The following is a 16,483-nucleotide window of genomic DNA, read 5'->3' on the forward strand; positions in this document are numbered from 1 at the left end:
CAAGTATTCCCTGCCCCTCGCGCTTGACCTTCCCCCTGTAAACAGTGCCAGTCTAAACTGAAGTTTCCGGTCTTTCTTCCATCTCACAGAGAGGCGCATTGCCATGAAAAAGACCCGTTATACCGAAGAACAGATTGCATTTGCCCTGAAACAGGCTGAAACCGGCACCCGCGTCGGGGAAGTCTGCAGAAAGATGGGAATTTCTGAGGCCACATTTTACAACTAGAAGAAAAAATTTGCCGGGCCGGGCGTGACGGAACTGCGGCGTCTGCGGTAACTGGAGGATGAGGATCAGCGGCTGAAGAAGCTGGTCGCTGAGCTGAGTCTGGACAAGGAGATGCTGCAGGAGGTACTGAACTGACCAGAACACCATGATAAACACTGACAACAAATTAAAAGCGTAGTATTTTTGATTTGCAGCAACAAAATTAATAAGAGTCATGGTAACTAAAAAAACTCTTTTTCTTTTCCTGTACAAATAAGATAAAAATCGCTTCATCCACCACCGCAAGAATATGTATATTATCTGTTATTACTATTTCGATCACACAATATCAAATTAAATATATCTCTATTACCTATCCATTAGTGTAATTTTCTTAAACTGAAAATTTATCATTTACAGCCCAAACTCTTACGCATTTTTTCTTTTAATGGCTCGGCTACTTCTGGACGTAATTTTGAGTATAAATTTTGTACATTTTCACAGCCAGCAGGTTGGCCTGATGATAAAGGTTCTATTTTCGTCAGGATATTCCACAAAATATAAATTGCAAATGCGATTAGCATTATACTTAAAAAATAAATACGGATACCCCGAGCATTAAACAACGCAGGGACATTTGATGTTTCTTGTTTAACGGATGGCACATAATTTACGACTGGAGCAGCAACCTCAGGAATAACAAGTTGTTTTCCATACGGAACGAAGTATGCAGAAATATGCTCTGGGCTATAACGCTGTTCAACACGTTTCCATTCATCTGACGGAATGAGTAAGAACGATAATGTATCACTAAAAGTGCTGTTCTGATATACCCGAAAAGTATATCCACTGTTAGCCAATATATGCTCAATGCGCACCAGTTCTGTATCAAAACCATCACTTCCCATTGGGTAGTGATGAAACACATACTGCGTATCAACCAAATTTATCGTTGCTGTTTCAATCTCACTGTCATAATCGAATTTTACCGTGACAGGCTTCTCTCCCTGATTATCTGAAAGTGCCTCAAGCAGGCTAAAAGTCCCCTCTTTCCAGTCAATATTAATTCCGTAGATACTCATAAACAGCGCCTGGTAGTCCTCTAATGCAGACTCAGACAACCACAGTTCTTTATGTTTCTCCAAAAAAAACTTACGCCTTAAAGAGGCTTGTTCATCATCATTGGCAGCAAAAAAATCAGAAAACTCATCCTGTTCTGGTAATTGCATTATGGTTCCATCCAGTATTTTATTAATCAAAAATCGATCCCAGCACCCAATTTCCCCTGCTGTCTATGATAGAATAGAATATGTGATCTCAAAGCGTCAAGGTGACAAGACAAAACGAGCACGCATCCATTCAATAAATGAATAACCCCTGTTAATACAAATAGTTTTAAAAATAATTTATCTGGACAACTGAAATTATCTTTATACTGATAGCAGTACAGCCATTTCTGTAAGTTTAAATGACAAATAAAAAACACGGACAAATCGTTTTACGTTATTTCCAATATTTTTCATTGTCTGCCCTCTGTTTTTTACGTAATCTCTATGTTGTCGCGACGGGAACAATAATAGCGAATTCGCTTATGACGTTTTAGGGGCATTCATAAAAGAGTTTTTTGAAAAATATGAAGAGAGATGAACGGAAAAAGGTTCGTTAAGGCTGGATGCGATCACGTTCGCTTACGGCGAACGTAACCCTTTTTACCTGGCTGCTTTTTTCTTCTTCTTTTCGTCCTCAACATGCTTATCAACAGGTGAGTCTTTTAAGCGATTGTTTTGCATGATGTCATCTTCAAGCGATTTTAGATAGCTTGCATCAGTCAGCAAGGCTATTGCCAGCGTTTTCGCATAAAATTGCGCGTGGCTTCGTGTCGTAGGATTTACCGCGTAGGTTCTGGCAAGCTCATGTCCAGGGGAGGCGGTATCACAACTGAAAAAGATTTCGCCTCTTTTCCTCCATCCTCCAGCAATCCATTTCCTTTAAGATACCCTTACAAGATCCGTGTGAAGCAACGGCAGTTAAACTGTTTTGTCACCAGAGATGTGAGATGGGCGTTGCAAAAGAGTGTGAGCTTGTGAGCTAAAGAAGATAAAAGTGGATGCCCGACGCGCAGCAAAATGGTAAAAAACAGCATCAGTAGTAAGAAAAATCGAGCGAGTGAAAGAAATTTTAATGCAGGGATTTATGTATGACGAAATCAAAAACGCTTTGTCAGTGATTGATTTTGTTGAATGATTGGCGGAGAGAGGGGGATTTGAACCCCCGGTAGAGTTGCCCCTACTCCGGTTTTCGAGACCGGTCCGTTCAGCCGCTCCGGCATCTCTCCGTATATTGCAATGATGCCAGGTAATTTGGCATTTTAACAGACCCTATTCGGGTAATTTTGTTCAAGTGACGAGTTTACGAGCAAAACGATGATTAAGTGGCCCTGGAAAGCACAAGAAATAACCCAGAACGAAGACTGGCCGTGGGATGATGCGCTGGCTATACCTCTTCTGGTAAACCTCACCGCGCAAGAACAGGCTCGGCTTATTGCGCTAGCCGAACGTTTTTTGCAGCAGAAAAGACTGGTAGCGCTACAGGGATTTGAGCTCGACTCGTTAAAAAGTGCACGTATTGCGTTAATTTTTTGCTTACCGATCCTGGAGCTCGGTATTGAGTGGCTTGATGGTTTTCATGAAGTGCTCATTTATCCCGCGCCCTTTGTGGTAGATGATGAATGGGAAGATGACATAGGGCTGGTGCACAGCCAGCGTGTCGTACAGTCGGGGCAAAGCTGGCAACAAGGGCCCATCATTCTGAACTGGCTGGATATCCAGGACTCGTTCGATGCTTCGGGTTTCAACCTCATTATTCATGAAGTCGCGCACAAACTGGATATGCGTAATGGCGATCGCGCCAGCGGCATCCCTTTCATCCCGTTGCGCGATGTGGCTGGCTGGGAACACGATCTCCACGCGGCAATGAATAATATTCAGGATGAAATCGACCTTGTTGGCGAAAGCGCTGCCAGTATAGATGCCTATGCCGCCACCGACCCTGCAGAATGTTTTGCCGTGTTGTCAGAGTATTTTTTCAGCGCGCCAGAACTGTTTGCTCCACGTTTCCCGGCGCTATGGCAGCGTTTTTGCCAGTTCTATCGCCAGGATCCTTCTCAGCGCTTACGGGTAAGCGCTGCCGAAGGCGACTACGGCGAGGAATCCGAACATTAATTCCTCACTTTGTGGGTTAATTAACCAATTGAATTGGCGCGTTAATTTTACTGTTGACACGTTATAGCCGGCCCAGTATTATGCGCCTCGTTGAAACAATTCCTCTGTAGTTCAGTCGGTAGAACGGCGGACTGTTAATCCGTATGTCACTGGTTCGAGTCCAGTCAGAGGAGCCAAATTTAGGGAAGCAGACGTTCACTGACGTCTGCTTTCTGCATTTATATCAACTGATTAACCCCTTCTTCAGGTTCACTCTCGTTTACTAAAAACCACTCGAAGCTATACCCTTTTGCTGGTAAAGCTGGTTCGATTTGCGTTTTACCAGCACGCGGAGGGAACCGTCATGTCACTGACTGATACTAAAGTAAAAAATGCCAGACCAGCGGAAAAGGCCGTCAAGCTCGCTGACGGGTTTGGCCTCTATCGATTCAAAATACTGGCAGTCAGGCTATCGCTTTAATGGCAAATAGAAGGTGTTTTCTATTGGGGTTTACCCTGCGGTTTCTCTTGCTGATGCCAGACAACGCCGTGACGAGGTCAAAAGGCTGCTGGATCAGGGGATTGACCCGAACGCAAAAAACAGGCTGATGAAAAAATCCTTCAGGAAAAGCGCGATAAAACCCGCTCGTTCCGTGTCGTCGCCAAAAGCTGATGCACCATAATTCTGCCTATGATATTGACGGAAATCTTTTCGCCTTCACCAGAAATTTATCTGCCATTTCCGCTACCGGCGTCAGACTGCCTGTATCAACCATTTTCACAAAATATTTCACGTCTAAAGTTCATTCTACCCCCTGCCCTTAATCTCTACGGCGTTATGTCTCAGAATTATTTGCCAAGTGCCTGCCAGTTTTTCACGTTTCATCAGACGCTGGTACATGGCCATTGCGGTAAGGTCACAGCATTTGACTTGTGCAATTACAGACAAAGTTGCGCCATGCCGGGGCAAAGCAGGGATTAGATCAAAACTTCAACGTTTTGTTGTTTTTGTCAGCAAACAAACGCGCAATCTTATTTCCCCCTTTGACAAGCCGATCGCACATCGTTACTATGCGCCCCGTTCACACGATTCCTCTGTAGTTCAGTCGGTAGAACGGCGGACTGTTAATCCGTATGTCACTGGTTCGAGTCCAGTCAGAGGAGCCAAATTAAGGAAAGCAGACGTTCACTGACGTCTGCTTTCTGCATTTATATCAACTGGTTATTCCCTTCTTCAGGTTCACTCTCGTTCACTAAAAACCACTCGAAGCCATACCCTTTTGCTGGTAAAAATGCTGGTAAAGCTGGTTCGATTTGTGTTTTACCAGCACGCGGAGGGAACCGTCATGTCACTTACTGATACCAAAGTAAAAAATACCAGACCATCGGAAAAGGCCGTCAAGCTCACTGACGGGTTTGGCCTCTATCTGCTGGTGCATCCTAACGGTTCAAAATACTGGCAGTCAGGCTATCGCTTTGATGGCAAACAGAAGGTGTTTTCCATTGGGGTTTACCCTGCGGTTTCACTTGCCGATGCCAGACAACGCCGGGACGAGGCCAAAAGGCTGCTGGCTCAGGGGATTGACCCGAACGCTAAAAAACAGGCTGATGAAAAAGTCCTTCAGGAGAAGCGGGATAAAACCCGCTCGTTCCGTGTCGTCGCCAAAAGCTGGTTTGCCACCAAAACAAAATGGTCAGAAGATTACGCCGATACTGTCTGGAAGCGCCTTGAAACCTATGTCTTCCCGGATATAGGCGACAGAAACGTTTCAGAACTGGATACGGGTGATCTGCTTGTCCCGGTCAAAAAAGCGGAAACACTCGGCTACCTTGAAATTGCCATGCGGATTAAGCAATACATCACCGCGATCCTACGTCATGCCGTCCAGCAAAAGCTTATGCGTCATAATCCGGCCTATGATATGGAAGGCGCTGTCCAGAAACCAGAGACGGAACACCGCCCTGCACTGGAGCTGGAAGAGATCCCGCTACTGCTTGAACGTATTGATGCCTACAAAGGGCGTGGACTGACTACACTGGCGATTAAACTCAATCTGCTGATCTTCATTCGTTCCAGCGAACTTCGTTTCGCCCGGTGGTCGGAAATCGACTTCAAAAGCAAGTTATGGGTGATCCCCGAACAGCGGGAAGCGATTGAAAACGTCAAGCACTCGACTCGTGGGGCTAAAATGAAACGTCAGCACTTCGTTCCCCTTTGCAGGCAGGCTCTTAAGATACTGAAAGAGATCCGCCAGCTTACCTATGAAGAAGGTAACGAAGCCGGATTAATTTTTACTGGATGTTATGACTCATTCAAACCCATGAGTGAAAACACCATAAACAAGGCGCTGCGTAAGATGGGCTATGACACCACACAGGACATCTGCGGTCATGGCTTCCGCACACTGGCATGTAGCGCCTTAATTGAGTCTGGCCTATGGTCAGAAGACGCTGTGGAGCTTCAAATGAGCCACAAGGAAAGCAACAGCGTTCGCGCTGCCTATACCCATAAGGCCAAACACCTTGACCAACGCCGCCTGATGCTCCAGTGGTGGGCTGATTTTCTTGATGCGAATAGGGATGGAATGGTCAGGCCGTTTGAGTTTGCTCAGAAACAATAATCGCCTTCCCGCAAGTAAACAATCGCAATAAAAAATACAGGGAGGTTTTACTCTCCCTGCTACCTATCACTTACGCCCTTTGTTTGATTGTGCCAAAACAGAGGCTGCAAGTTGCTTCGTTAACTCGCTGGAGCGTGGGTTATCAAGAGCTGAGGAAGCCTTATGTTCCATTTTGCCACTGGTCTGGTTTGACGTCCCACGTTGAGAAAGCGCGGAACCGGCAAGGCTTTTCTGGATGGCTGAGGCATTAGGATCAGTCAGCGTTTTTGCAGCAGTGGAAGCCACATTTTCAGAAGTCTGTTTTACGTTTTTACTCATTAAACGAATCCCCAAAAGTCATGAACATCACTTATGTAGTGTTTTCATCAAAAAAAATCACTACATGCAGTGATAACCATGTTCTTTATAAGCCTTAATTCCACTAAAGACAACAATATTGCTGTATAAAATCACAGTACAAATGTAGTTAATTGATTTTATTTATAAAAATATTTTGTCTAACCAGAACAAGATACGCTAAAAGCTCACTATCTTCCTGAAATTGTTGTCTTCTGAAAATCAGGGCCGTATTTACATTACGCGGGGAAGGTCATTGAACATGCGTTAGCTCACCAGTTGGCAGATAAGGCTGAGGCAGCGTATCAACGTGAGACGTTGTGGCCTAAGCGGGTGTCGCTGATGGATGATTGATCGGAGTATTGCCTTGCCAAGGTTTAACTATTTCGTTTGAAAGTCACCAGCACAAAACTACCGTGCTGGTGATCGCATCATGAATCGCGATTATACGATTTATGCACCACAAAGTTTATTATTTGGTGAACACCTTAATCGGCGACAATCCCGGCAATACGACTGAGGTATTAAACGCTCTCCATTCACTGTTCTAAACCCGAACAAATTTTCTATTTTATTTAGGTCGCCGCTTGCGACTTTCTTACAGCATGGACAAATTGCTTCAATTTGATATGTCATAGTGCATCCTAACACATTTAAACTCTTCATCGGGGTTGAAACATATCTGAGAAGTAAAAACAATTATTATCTATTCATGCTTATAAAGTCATTGAACATTATGAATAGTCGAATGGCATATGTCGTTTGCCCTATAGGATAATCTCATAATATATGATAACTCCTTTGTATTTCAAATAAAGAAACAAATATAACATGTTTTTACATTACTTAATTTATATATTCACCATGTAAGGCATACCATTCATAAAAAATACATTACAGGATATATAAGATGAGTTTTGTTAATGAGTTATCTATAGAAGACAATGCGGCTCCTCCATCAGCCACAGCCAAAATTACTGCCCAGAGGATAGGTAATTTATTACGGAATAGGTATCAAGATTTTATACATAAAAGGGAAGCAGGAAATGGCACTTGGTCCAACTCAGATTTTTTATCTTTCAAAAATGCATGCGATAAATTGCAGAGCGAAGAGTATGAAAGATTTGATGAAATATTGAGAGAAAAACAGTCAGATATTTCAATGGCACTATCATCTTTTGATTATAAATTTTTATTTGTAATGATGCATACTGGTAAAAAAGGTGCTGCCGAGAACATATTGTCTGACATGAAGCAATGGCAAAGAGAACTTAATTTAGCATCTTTGATTGCGGATAATACCCCCAATGATGACTTACCATTCCAAGTGCATCTTGTCTCAGCAGAAGATATTCAGCAATGGTTAGCCGCAGGAACAAGAAGCAGTGTAGATTTAGATGACGTAGAAATAGAAAAATATGGACAAATAGATGAACCACATCAAGCATTTTATGGTTTAGTAAGTGGAGACCAAATTGCTGATTGGTGGAAAATATATGGAACCAGATTATTTACTAAAAATATAAGAAATTTATTAGGAAAAACAGAAGTTAACGATGCAATTAAAGTAACCGCATCACAAAATCCTGAATTATTTTGGTATTACAATAATGGTATCACTCTCTTGGTTAATAGTGTTGAACCACATAGACGTAATGCATCCAGAGGCTTCGAAAGAGGATGCTTCCGTTTTACTGACGTAAGTGTAATTAATGGTGCTCAAACTGTAAGTAGTTTAGGCATGATGGCCGGGTCTGTGGGGGAAAACTTATCTAATATAAAAATATCAGCTCGCTTCATAAAATTATCAGGAAATGAAGACATTGCAAATTCTATAACAAAGGCAAATAACTTCCAAAATAGAGTATTGGGTAGAGATTTTGCCTCTCAGCGTCCTGAACAACACCGACTTTCGAAAGAAATTGCAATTGAAGGATATCAATATCAGTTGCTACGTTCTGGGCCAAATGATACATCTGGCGATGCCTCCATTATTGATCTCGACGAAGCGCCGGGGCAATAGGATACATTATAAAAACCAATACTTTTATAATGTATTACTTTTTGGAAGTAAAATTTAAACACAAGCATAAAAATATTTGGTATATGTTCTACAGTGATCGTTTTACCACCACTACATGACTGTTGTGAATCCGTATTTATCAAAATACTGTTTAGCCATAATGAACAAGAACAATCATCTGTAGTTCTGTTAGGAACGTTATAGGGTCACTTTCCTATATTGTAATATCAAACATAAATTAACGACACTGATATAACATATAATATTTATTTACAGTATGAGTCGTAGGGCCTGCGCCATGACCCGGACTTCCGCCCCCTGACTCATAAGAATATGTTGTAAATGAAGGCATTAGCTCCACAGCATTTGCTCCTGAAGGGCAAGAGCATGCATTTGTATCTGGATTTTTGGTTATACAAGTCGCTGGATTATATCCATAAGAACCAGCAGCAGGATTATATTGGAACGTCACGGAATACAAACCAGCCCCTGCAGAAACATTTTTCCATTTACCACTAGCGCAAGATAATACTTTCCCCTCACTGTCTCGCCCCACCAGACCATTAGGCGTACATTTTGCATTTAACGTTGCCTGACCGTTCAGATGAAGATACTCACCGACTTTAACTCTTCCGGCTGATTCAATTGTCCCATTGGATTTTATCGTTCCAGCGGTAAGATTTCCTGACGCGAAAATATTACCCGCGCTGTTCATATAAGCATTGACCGTTTTCCCGGCTCCAGCCCCAACAGTTCCAGACGCATACAAGTCATAGGTGCGCACACCTCCAGCCCATCCTGACGGTAGATCGTTGGGATTGAGTCCGTTGGTTGCTATACGTCCTCCGAACTTCGCCAGTCCGGTTGTAGAAAGCGTGTTCAGATAGGTGTCGGATTTCACTTTCAGGTTATTATTGATATTCACCTGCCCGTTCAGAGTCGAGGTTCCACCAACAGCAAGATCTGATGCAACAGACGCTTTACCCGTTGTATTAAGTGTTCCGGTCGTTGTTGTTCCTGATGCCGTAATGTCTTGGATATTTTTGATGCTCTTACCGCCAAGATTCAGATCGCCAGTCATTGGCAATGTTCCATCACGACGCAGGTAAACAGAATACATAGAAGAGTTATAGCCCACGCGGTAAGCCAGCAATCCACCATCAGTAATATTGCTGTAGTTCCCTGAATTCTCACTCCACTGACCACCATAGCCAGAAGCGATCTTGGTGCTTCTGCTCATACCACCATCAACACCCGCAGCCTGAACCGCTTTACCCAGCAGGTCATAGCGAATGCGCCCACCTTCTTTCCAAGGACTACTGGTTGTTATCAGGCCATTAATCACGTAATCAGGCGCTGTTCCTGAACGCTTCAACAAAATCTTATACGTGGACTTTTGCGCATTGGTTCCGGTATAGCCTACGGGCAACAATCCTTCATTAATCAACGTCTGATAAGTGATTTCACAGCCATTAGCCGAACAGGTTCTTGGACCCGGATCGCTGCTCTGATTGTTGGTGGATGACAATGTTGAAACCTTGTCGTATCGAATACTGATATAACGGTTAACCGCCTCACCAAGCTGTTTCATTTGTATTCCGACGTTTTCAGCCATAGCCGTTTCCTGATTGTTTCTCATATCCTGAAACTTCATAAAAGCAATAAGGCTCCCGACGCCCAACACGATAATAACCTCTAATAATGTAAATCCTTTTTTCCTTATCATAATTATCTCTCCCATTTAAAAAATCACCAGAAAAGGGCAAGCGCCCTCTTCATTAAATAGACGTGAAAACTAATGTATTACTTGTGGCGTTATTACAGGCTGCTGCGGTAGCTGCCACATCGAGCGTTCCTCCTGCGGCTTTAACAACCTTGGTTCCAACTGTAGTAATGTAAAAATTACCTGCTGCCGCTGTCGCAATCTTCACACACTCTGCTGCTGGCACATTATCGTATGTGATAGTGAAAGAAGAGCCAGCCGCTGATGATGGTCCTGTAGCTGCCGCAGCCAGCGTCACATTCCCTTTGAAAGCGTTAATTGGTTTAGCTGCATTGCCTGTTCCACTTAGCATATTGTCAGGGAAGATTTTTGCCTGAACAGCTACTGTGTTCGTTAATCCGGTAAAGCTGGATGCTGACGTATAGAGTGCTTTAACACCTGCCTGTATGGTGGCTATGTTATTACTTTCCGCTTGCGCTCTTTGTGAAGCCTGAACCTTTGGATACACAATAAAAGCCGCAACGACTAATGCCGCAATGATACCTAACACAAGTAATAGTTCGAGTAGTGAGAAACCTTTCTTGCTTTTTCTTTTACTATTTAATAAAACCATTATTATCTCCTTTTTTGTTTTAATGATACCTTCTGTTATAACGCTTCTCTCATATCTGGCAATAGAAATAACAAGATATATTTAACTCTGTCTGACAGACGGATGAATTAAAAAAGGCAAAGATCGCTCTTTGCCTTTTGGGAGATTTAAATACAACATTTACTATCACAGCGTTTGTCATTATCACCTCTTCATGAGGTATATAATTATATCCGATGAAAAAATAATAATAATATCTACTGCATAAAGATAAAAATTAACAGATTACTGGTCGAACAGAACGCATGATTGATTGAAAAGGAAAAAATATGTATTAATAAAGGATTATCCTGCGTTCTGTTCTTCTATATAGATAACAGATATTAATTAGATATCAACCCCTGCCATGAAATTTATTTAATCTTTTTTATTTTTGTCTGCCATCCATTTGAGCAAGAAACCATCTCCCTGCTTTTATATATTTGATTCTTTCAATATCATTCAACTGAGGAGCAGAAAGTAAAATACCCATAACAAGTTCTTTATCCACCTGTTCGATGCCACAATTCATAACCTTAGCCACTTCCGCGCCAAGAATAATTTTTAGCCTTGTTTCAACTTTCTTTTGCTCTGATTTCTCCATTGATTTAAGGCGGTTAAGTTCAAGTTGAGCAAATGCCACCTTTTGTTTTAATGTTTTTTCTGTTCTTGATCTTTTAGTTTCATTATCCATGATTATTACCTCTTATTGTTTATACGTATTTAATTATCACAAAGGTAAATAACGTCAAATTTACACCGTTTTGTCAGAAGGAATAGTTCTGGAGCATCCATAAATAAAATAGTGCAATACATGCGATAGTAATCACTAACACAAAACATCTGGCACTCTCCGCGTTACTTATTTTTGTACTTTTGTTATTTTATTTTCACCTATCAGCTTTAAACTCTATTTTTCAACCTCAACCTGTGAATTGTGCAACACATAACACTCTCCGTTTTATTAGCTTTTTTCTTCAATTTTAGCTATCCCGCCTTTCGGCGGGAACAATTAATACTTCTTTTGCCCTTACGGGCCTTTTCTTTATTTTTTCCCTTCGGACGTGAAACCTACACCTTTAATCCAGTTCGTGTCGTTTAATTTAACGCATCATTTTACAACTATCAGTATATTTCGTATTAATTAACTAAGGGGGAGTTTTTACATTGGCTTATTTTTTAAAGACAATGCCCACCTACACACTGCTACGCAGTGTGTGGGGTCTACCGACGGTTGCTGCCGCAGGCTAAAAGCAAAACCAAGGTCAAGGTCAAGGTCAAGGTCAAGGTCAACCCCGAAGTTTTTCTTGCGAAAAACTAACAGCAGCATTTATATTTGAGGTTATATTTTTAATGGCGATTTTTCATCTGGATTTTAAAATTGTGAAACGAAGCGAAGGCATGACTTCCGTTGCGAAAGCTGCCTACCATGCCCGTACACGTATTACAGATGATCGCATTGGCGAAACATTTGATTTCAGCCACAGAACAGATCTTCATGGTCATATTTTATTAGCCCCTGTTTCAGCACCTGCTCACATTGTTGAAAGTTCCTCAGCACTCTGGAATGAAGTTGAAAGAGTGGAACGCCAGAATAACGGTCAAACAGCCCGTTATTTTGATGTTGCTATACCTATTGAACTCAACAACGATGACAAGAAAAAATTAGTTGCTGAATACTGCCAGAAGAACTTTGTTGATAAGGGGATGATAGCTGATATCGCATTTCATGATCTGGATAGTAAAAATCCCCATGCTCACGTTATGTTAACCCTGAAAACTATCACCGCTGCTGGCTTCGGTAAAAAAGACAGAAGCTGGAATGATAAGAAGATGATGCTCCAGTGGCGTGAGTCGTGGGCTACGATGTCAAACAGCTACCTTGAGACCGCAGGCAGTGAAGAACGTATCGATCACCGTTCTCTCAGGACACAATGTGCTGATGCCCTTGCTCAAGCAGAAGAAGCATTCAGCGCTGAAGAGAAAGCATTCTGGCTTGCCAAAGCAACAGAAACAAACCGCCCGGCAATGCAACGTGTTCATCGTGCTAAATGGAATGACAAAGAGTCTCAGGAACAGCGAGCCGCTGAACAAGCTCAACGCGATCATCAAATTGAGGAAGCAAAGAAGGTCTACACCACATTCTGTGAGCTACCACTGGAAATCGTGGTTGATGTAAGAAGCTTTACGATTACACATCTTGCTGAACCACAAGAGATTGTTATCCCTGACTCCCCGGCAACAGTAGAACAGCAACCTGCTATGGCGACACCATCCATAAGCAGAAGACCAGCAGCAAAATCTTACCGTGATCCCAATAAAGTCAGTAAGGTTAGTGCTGCAGGGAAGAAATCACCTGTTCTGGTTGCGCCTGAACCAAATACATCTACTAAATTGAAAAACCCATCTCTTCAAAACACCAGAGCGATGAACCGTGCTCCTGTGAGGAGTAGGAAACAGACTAAGCCCCGTCAGAGCGGTTTGTTTAAACGTTTCACGCTACTCATCGTGGATTTCTTAAAAGAGAGATTTGTATGGGCCAAAAGGAAAAACGATACCACTGACGCTGACCATGATAAGCGTATTGCCGAAAACTATGTCTTTGATGAGGTATTGGGTGTGTATGTTTCACGCGCTGAGTTTGAAAAACTCACTAAATTTAACAATGACCAAACATCACCACAATCAGGGTTCTGTGGAAACGTATCAGATAATGACAAGATTGTTCGTTTTCCAAGTCGCCCTAATAATGAACAGTATAAAGAAGAAAGCAGTATGAATCTCACACCATCTATATCCTCAAAACATCCAAAAACGGGTTATTCGGCGGCATTGAAACATAAAAAACAGTACAGAGATGGAAAATAAAATTTATCATTATAATTTTTTAACATTATTAAATTTAAATAAAATATTACATAAAAATCTTTATAATAAAACATCGTCATTATATAATAAACAGATGTTATAAATTAGATGGATCATATCATGAGTAAAAGTCTATACCCGAAAACTTTCTTCCACTTTACCAACGACATTGAAAAATTAGAATCAATAATTACATGCAAATTTTTTCGCCCCTCTTATGCAAGAGAAACAATCTATGGGAAAAACCAACAAAAGATAAGATACTTTGGAATCCCAATGGTTTCTTTCTGTAATATTAGATTATCCCTTTTATCAGAGCATACTCAGAAGTATGGAAGCTATGGCATCGGATTAACGTATGATTGGATCACCCGAAACAATCTTAACCCCGTATTTTATGTAAGTGAACACTCTAACGTCTTCCCTCAATTAGATGAGCAAATTCGAAATATTAAAGATGATTCAGTTATTACTAAGGAAAGTTATAATTCTTTATCCAATATATTGAGATATATTAAAAATCATACTGGTCCATTGATTCGAGATGAACAACAGGATAATAATTATTGTTTTGCTGATGAAATGGAATGGAGATATGTCCCAAAGAGTAGTACAAATATAATCCCTATTGTATTACAAAAAAATATTGATACAAAGAAGAAAAAAGAAAAACTCAATGACAAGATAAAACACATCCATCTTAAATTTACAATAGATGATATAAAATACATAATGTTAGAAAAGGAAAAGGATCTTATACCTTTTCTAGAGAAGTTAAGATCCCAAGGGTGTGATGTTAATGATAAACTAATTAGCAAAGTATTTTATACATCTCAAATCGAAGATGATCTATAAATATGTAAATTAGTCAGAGTTTCTTATAGTGCGATCATGGTCTAACTCCAACCCTCGGAAATAAGAAGAATAGCGTTAATACAATTACAAACGCGTTTATCACGACTGGAGTCATAAAGACGCTCAAGATCAGTTTTTTTGTTGACCAGTGATAAACATTTTCATGGAGGTCATTATGATCTCCTGTTGCCTTAAAATTAAGCACCTTCAATGATCACGGGTATATAATCACTCTAGCAAAAGTGAAATATAATTTTTTTCAAAACAAAAAACACTTAACATAATAACAAACTGGTTTTTTCACAAAATTTATAAATTTCCATTCCCCCTATATCCTAAAAGAGGAGACATTTTATCTTTATTCATCCTGAAACTTGCTATAGAGATGCCCGGTGAATTCAGCTAGCCATTTATCATATTCGAGCAAATGAACTATTAAACCACGAATATCAGCAATGTCTAAAATAGCATAAGCAATGTAATCTGAGTTCATTTCTTTACCAATCACTTTTTTATAATCCTGCGCATTACTGGTAATAAAAACCATAGCGTCTTCTTTAGGTATTCGCTTCGCCGCCCAATGCGCAAAAATATTTCTATAACTTCTACGAAGCTCTATCTCTCCTAGATTCTCAATAAAAAGAGAAATCTCTGATGGCTCTGTGATCACCTGATTAATCGACTTTTTCAACATATCCATTATATAAGGAACATTGATTTTAGTGCCTTTCTTTATTTTTATAATTCCATTTTCCTTAAGTTTTTGAAATATTCTCTGTATATTCAACTCAATAAAACAATATGTCTGTATATACATCCCCAACACTCTAAAATCTTCAGTGGTTAAGTTTTCAAGTTCTGTTATTTGATACTTCTTATATTGTTCTTCTAAATACTTAGATCTTTCAACTCTACATTCTTTCGGTAAGGCCATTTATTATTATCTCCACGCGTATAAGTTGGTATTATATCACACCATTCATTTTTTTCAATTTATTGGAGTCACACATTCAGAAAGTTCTCTACCGTGATTTCGTTGAAATTAATAATGTCAGCATTCGTCAGAATGGTATTACATGGGTAAGATCATTTCATCAAAACAACATTTTTCCTTCAGCAAAACCTATTACGGCAATGGCAGGTAGGCTGATAGCAGCATCAGCCATGCCTTTTGACACTACATTGAGGGAAGACAAACCAAAAGATAACTGGATGCATCAATGATGCATACCACTGCGGATACATTTCATATAAAACATGTGACTCAGCTCGTGCCAACATGCCCCCACTCTTGCTTTCCACTGATCAACAGGGGCATTTAACGATCCAGCATCCTTTTAGTTAGCTTTCCAGCCATTGCTGGTTTTAAAGAGATTAATTGCACTATCAGCAGGTTCATTCATCCCTTTAACGTTGGCGAACGCCTTTTTGTCAATCCAGCTCGGAACGTTAGTAAGCTTCCATGTATAAGATACGCGAACAACCTTCTGACCGCCGTTACCCGGTTCCGTCCATTCCTTGATCTCGTCAACAGCACGACGACCTACACAAGCACCATCTGTTGTGCTCCAGACTTTAGCTTTTTTGCCTTCTTCTGTTATCCCTAATACGTTCGAATCATAGCCCTGTTCAAAAACCATCAGGCCCTGCTCAACAAATCCATCGAGGATCACTGAATTCGTCCCTGTTCCAGTCTGATCAAATCGTGGTTTGGCAAGACGGATGGGGAAACTGGTGTTGTTGTTATCCAGCGAGAAACAGTATTTGTTCTGCCCGATCTTCGCGTTGATCGCTTTCTCGAAATCACCTTTTTCACCACATCCCGCCAGTGCCAGAGCTGCGCCAGCAACGAGTAAAATCATCTTCATGCCCTATCTCCTTTGTGATAGCGAACAGTACCGTCCCGCAGGACGTGAACAAGCGCCATACAAGGAGAGAACCGACTTTCGCTCTTAATAAAAACCACTAACAAATTGATATAATTAAATTAATTTTTCTGTTCGTCATATTATTTATATCGA

12 protein-coding genes, 3 tRNA genes and 4 pseudogenes are annotated in these 16,483 nt (G+C 40.9%); 9 read left to right on the top strand and 10 right to left on the bottom strand.

What is annotated here, in order from left to right; translation table 11 throughout:
- Window positions 1–103: 103 nt before the first annotated feature.
- Window positions 104–355 (top strand): annotated as a pseudogene (locus ABVN44_RS01860) (transposase); the annotation flags it as partial.
- Between the two features lie 260 nt (window positions 356–615).
- Here ABVN44_RS01860 and ABVN44_RS01865 read toward each other — a convergent pair.
- From ABVN44_RS01865 to ABVN44_RS01875, 3 genes and pseudogenes are all read right to left on the bottom strand, one after another.
- A complete protein-coding gene (locus ABVN44_RS01865) occupies window positions 616–1,434 on the bottom strand; it encodes a hypothetical protein (RefSeq protein ID WP_023231764.1) in 819 nt (272 codons plus the stop codon).
- 480 nt (window positions 1,435–1,914) lie between these two features.
- Window positions 1,915–2,160 (bottom strand): annotated as a pseudogene (locus ABVN44_RS01870) (hypothetical protein); the annotation flags it as partial.
- A 290-nt stretch (window positions 2,161–2,450) separates the two neighbouring features.
- Window positions 2,451–2,540: transfer RNA gene (locus ABVN44_RS01875), tRNA-Ser, on the bottom strand.
- A gap of 88 nt (window positions 2,541–2,628) precedes the next feature.
- On the opposite strand from ABVN44_RS01875, the gene mtfA reads away from it, so the two are divergent.
- The 5 genes and pseudogenes from mtfA (at window position 2,629) to ABVN44_RS01900 (ending at window position 6,026) form a co-directional block, all read left to right on the top strand.
- Window positions 2,629–3,426 carry a DgsA anti-repressor MtfA gene (mtfA, locus tag ABVN44_RS01880; RefSeq protein ID WP_000598920.1) on the top strand — a complete coding sequence of 266 codons (798 nt, stop codon included), beginning with the start codon at window positions 2,629–2,631 and terminating at the stop codon, window positions 3,424–3,426.
- Between the two features lie 100 nt (window positions 3,427–3,526).
- A tRNA-Asn gene (locus tag ABVN44_RS01885) sits at window positions 3,527–3,602 on the top strand.
- Between the two features lie 167 nt (window positions 3,603–3,769).
- Window positions 3,770–4,075: pseudogene (locus ABVN44_RS01890) on the top strand (Arm DNA-binding domain-containing protein); the annotation flags it as partial.
- 421 nt (window positions 4,076–4,496) lie between these two features.
- Window positions 4,497–4,572, top strand: a tRNA-Asn gene (locus ABVN44_RS01895).
- A 179-nt stretch (window positions 4,573–4,751) separates the two neighbouring features.
- A complete protein-coding gene (locus ABVN44_RS01900; protein ID WP_023231763.1) occupies window positions 4,752–6,026 on the top strand; it encodes an integrase arm-type DNA-binding domain-containing protein in 1,275 nt (424 codons plus the stop codon).
- Window positions 6,027–6,092: 66 nt separating this feature from the next.
- On the opposite strand, the gene ABVN44_RS01905 is transcribed toward ABVN44_RS01900, so the two are convergent.
- Complete coding sequence (locus tag ABVN44_RS01905) at window positions 6,093–6,344, bottom strand: hypothetical protein (RefSeq protein ID WP_000042271.1); 252 nt, start codon at window positions 6,342–6,344, stop codon at window positions 6,093–6,095.
- A 928-nt stretch (window positions 6,345–7,272) separates the two neighbouring features.
- Here ABVN44_RS01905 and ABVN44_RS01910 point away from each other — a divergent pair.
- Complete coding sequence (locus ABVN44_RS01910) at window positions 7,273–8,385, top strand: AIPR family protein (protein WP_023231762.1); 1,113 nt, start codon at window positions 7,273–7,275, stop codon at window positions 8,383–8,385.
- A gap of 238 nt (window positions 8,386–8,623) precedes the next feature.
- Here ABVN44_RS01910 and pilV read toward each other — a convergent pair whose 3' ends face one another.
- From pilV to ABVN44_RS01925, 3 genes are all read right to left on the bottom strand, one after another.
- Window positions 8,624–10,111: a shufflon system plasmid conjugative transfer pilus tip adhesin PilV gene (gene pilV, locus ABVN44_RS01915; RefSeq protein ID WP_024148454.1), complete on the bottom strand. Its 1,488-nt coding sequence runs from the start codon at window positions 10,109–10,111 to the stop codon at window positions 8,624–8,626.
- A gap of 52 nt (window positions 10,112–10,163) precedes the next feature.
- Window positions 10,164–10,721, bottom strand: a complete 558-nt coding sequence (locus tag ABVN44_RS01920) for a type 4 pilus major pilin (RefSeq protein ID WP_023231760.1) — start codon at window positions 10,719–10,721, stop codon at window positions 10,164–10,166.
- A 406-nt stretch (window positions 10,722–11,127) separates the two neighbouring features.
- A complete protein-coding gene (locus ABVN44_RS01925) occupies window positions 11,128–11,433 on the bottom strand; it encodes a conjugal transfer protein TraD (protein ID WP_023231759.1) in 306 nt (101 codons plus the stop codon).
- 659 nt (window positions 11,434–12,092) lie between these two features.
- Here ABVN44_RS01925 and mobQ point away from each other — a divergent pair.
- Together mobQ and ABVN44_RS01935 are read left to right on the top strand one after the other, a co-directional pair.
- On the top strand, window positions 12,093–13,607 hold the full coding sequence (mobQ, locus tag ABVN44_RS01930; RefSeq protein ID WP_024148453.1) for a MobQ family relaxase: 1,515 nt from the start codon (window positions 12,093–12,095) through the stop codon (window positions 13,605–13,607).
- Window positions 13,608–13,727: 120 nt separating this feature from the next.
- Window positions 13,728–14,462: an abortive infection system antitoxin AbiGi family protein gene (locus ABVN44_RS01935; RefSeq protein WP_052895215.1), complete on the top strand. Its 735-nt coding sequence runs from the start codon at window positions 13,728–13,730 to the stop codon at window positions 14,460–14,462.
- Window positions 14,463–14,506: 44 nt separating this feature from the next.
- Here ABVN44_RS01935 and ABVN44_RS01940 read toward each other — a convergent pair.
- From ABVN44_RS01940 to ABVN44_RS01950, 3 genes and pseudogenes are all read right to left on the bottom strand, one after another.
- A pseudogene (locus tag ABVN44_RS01940) lies at window positions 14,507–14,627 on the bottom strand (IS630 family transposase); the annotation flags it as partial.
- Window positions 14,628–14,820: 193 nt separating this feature from the next.
- Window positions 14,821–15,396 carry a hypothetical protein gene (locus tag ABVN44_RS01945; protein WP_023231756.1) on the bottom strand — a complete coding sequence of 192 codons (576 nt, stop codon included), beginning with the start codon at window positions 15,394–15,396 and terminating at the stop codon, window positions 14,821–14,823.
- 403 nt (window positions 15,397–15,799) lie between these two features.
- Window positions 15,800–16,330, bottom strand: coding sequence for a hypothetical protein (locus ABVN44_RS01950; protein WP_023231755.1), 531 nt, complete (start codon window positions 16,328–16,330; stop codon window positions 15,800–15,802).
- Window positions 16,331–16,483: the final 153 nt, after the last annotated feature.

Origin of the sequence: Salmonella sp. SJTUF15570 (assembly GCF_043357055.1) — a bacterium.
Taxonomy (GTDB): domain Bacteria; phylum Pseudomonadota; class Gammaproteobacteria; order Enterobacterales; family Enterobacteriaceae; genus Salmonella; species Salmonella enterica.

Bases quoted from the DNA above. Each gene is read 5' to 3' on its own strand.
- mobQ (WP_024148453.1), top strand. From the start codon at position 12,093: ATGGCGATTTTTCATCTGGATTTTAAAATTGTGAAACGAAGCGAAGGC.
- ABVN44_RS01910 (WP_023231762.1), top strand. From the start codon at position 7,273: ATGAGTTTTGTTAATGAGTTATCTATAGAAGACAATGCGGCTCCTCCA.
- ABVN44_RS01935 (WP_052895215.1), top strand. From the start codon at position 13,728: ATGAGTAAAAGTCTATACCCGAAAACTTTCTTCCACTTTACCAACGAC.
- ABVN44_RS01900 (WP_023231763.1), top strand. From the start codon at position 4,752: ATGTCACTTACTGATACCAAAGTAAAAAATACCAGACCATCGGAAAAG.
- ABVN44_RS01905 (WP_000042271.1), bottom strand. From the start codon at position 6,344: ATGAGTAAAAACGTAAAACAGACTTCTGAAAATGTGGCTTCCACTGCT.
- mtfA (WP_000598920.1), top strand. From the start codon at position 2,629: ATGATTAAGTGGCCCTGGAAAGCACAAGAAATAACCCAGAACGAAGAC.
- ABVN44_RS01945 (WP_023231756.1), bottom strand. From the start codon at position 15,396: ATGGCCTTACCGAAAGAATGTAGAGTTGAAAGATCTAAGTATTTAGAA.
- pilV (WP_024148454.1), bottom strand. From the start codon at position 10,111: ATGATAAGGAAAAAAGGATTTACATTATTAGAGGTTATTATCGTGTTG.
- ABVN44_RS01920 (WP_023231760.1), bottom strand. From the start codon at position 10,721: ATGGTTTTATTAAATAGTAAAAGAAAAAGCAAGAAAGGTTTCTCACTA.
- ABVN44_RS01865 (WP_023231764.1), bottom strand. From the start codon at position 1,434: ATGCAATTACCAGAACAGGATGAGTTTTCTGATTTTTTTGCTGCCAAT.
- ABVN44_RS01925 (WP_023231759.1), bottom strand. From the start codon at position 11,433: ATGGATAATGAAACTAAAAGATCAAGAACAGAAAAAACATTAAAACAA.
- ABVN44_RS01950 (WP_023231755.1), bottom strand. From the start codon at position 16,330: ATGAAGATGATTTTACTCGTTGCTGGCGCAGCTCTGGCACTGGCGGGA.